The organism is Bradyrhizobium manausense, assembly GCF_001440035.1.
Lineage (GTDB): Bacteria > Pseudomonadota > Alphaproteobacteria > Rhizobiales > Xanthobacteraceae > Bradyrhizobium > Bradyrhizobium manausense.
The window spans coordinates 419,641-421,212 of sequence record NZ_LJYG01000108.1 but is presented as its reverse complement, the minus strand read 5'-3'; the positions used below and the strand labels follow the sequence as shown (position 1 = coordinate 421,212).

Below are 1,572 nucleotides of genomic sequence, written 5' to 3'. Positions count from 1 at the left end.
TGGCGCGGCGGTTGCCGTCGGCGCCGCGTTGGCAACCTGGGTCGTCGGCGCCTGGTTGAGATAGACCGCGCCGATCAAATTGGTGTGGCCCCACGGCAGCTGGCCCTTGTGGGTCTCTTCATTGACCTGCGCGCGCACGGAGGTCATCGCCTGCTGGATCTCGACGCCGGGCTTGGTGATGTTGTCGATCAGCGCGCGGGTGAACGGGCTGTTGTTGCCCTCCTGGCCGTCGAGCGCGGTCTGGCCCGGGCCGGTGGCGAACGCGATCAGCGTGCCTTCGCCCGACTTCATCTCGGCCAGGCCGCTGCCGACATTGACGCTGCGGGTGGCCGAGTTCGACTTGATCTTGGCGGCGAACGGGTTGTCGCGGCAGGCGTCGAGGAACACCAGCTTGACCTTGGCATCGCCCATGGTCTGGTCGAGCGTCAGGTCGACGTTGATGGCGGCGCCAAGCTTGACGTCCATCTCCGACTTGATGTCGGCATCGATGGGCAGGAGATAGTTGGTGCCGCTGACGGCGATGCCGTGGCCGGCATAATAGAACACTGCGATATCGGAGCCCTGGGCCTTGCGGCCGAAATCGAGCAGCTTCTCGGTCATCTGGTCGCGGGTGAGGTTGGAGCCTTCGATCACCTCGAAGCCGACATTGCGCAGCGTCGATGCCATCGCCTTGGCGTCGATCGGCGGGTTCGGCAATTGCGCGACGTTCTTGTAGGCGCCGTTGCCGACGACAAAGGCGACGCGGCGGTCGGCCTTGGCGGCGCTGACCGACAGCGCCATGCACATCAGCGAAACGATGATGGTGAGAGTGCGCATCTGAAATCCCCAACAGAATCGAATGACAGGCAGCAACAGATTGGTGTCGAACCTACACGAAAGCGCTCGGCCTCGCGCTAGCAAAACGACTGACCCAACCCGCAGCTCTGTGATCGAATGTGCACGATGGAATGCCCCTCCAACGTGATCCAAATCACGCTCGACCACCTGGATTTGTCGCCTCAAGCCGCGCGGTGGTTCACTGGGCGCGGGCGCGAATCGGGGCAGGGCGTTCGTGCCGGGCCCATAAAAAAATCGACCCGGCGAGGTCGCCGGGTCGATGGTCGTATCGCCGTGCCGTCGTCCTATTTCGACAGCGAGATATTGGCGCCGCGGAACTGGCTGTCGGCGCGCATCGTGACGCTCTGCTTGTTGCCGCTCGTTCTCAACGCGATGTTGGCGTTGAATCCGGCGGCAGAGGCGACCACTTCGAAGTTCCCGCCGCCGCCGCGCCCCTGAAGCGAGCCGCTGATATTGCGGCTGGCCTCGGACCAGCTGCCGGTGATGGCACTCCCCTCGGCCTTGACGCTGGCAGCCAGGTTGAACTTGTAGGCGTCGCTGGCACAGGTCAGGGACATCTCCATGGTCGGTCCGATCGGGGCGTATTTGGCCCGGCAGCGGATCCGCTCGGTCGAGCCGTCATCCAGCGTCACCGTGCCGCCGCCGCTCCAGCTGCCCGCCAGCGGTGCGAAGGGACCGGCCTGGGCCTTGCTCTCCGAGCTGGTGGCAACAGCTGTCACTAACAAAACGGCGGCC

At 64.6% G+C, this 1,572-nt stretch carries 1 protein-coding gene and 1 pseudogene; both read right to left on the bottom strand.

The window, feature by feature from the left end:
• Positions 1-816 (bottom strand): caspase family protein (locus AOQ71_RS32085; RefSeq protein WP_205668280.1); only part of this gene is annotated, 816 nt, incomplete at its 3' end.
• Positions 817-1,121: 305 nt separating this feature from the next.
• A pseudogene (locus AOQ71_RS48915) lies at positions 1,122-1,572 on the bottom strand (hypothetical protein); the annotation flags it as partial.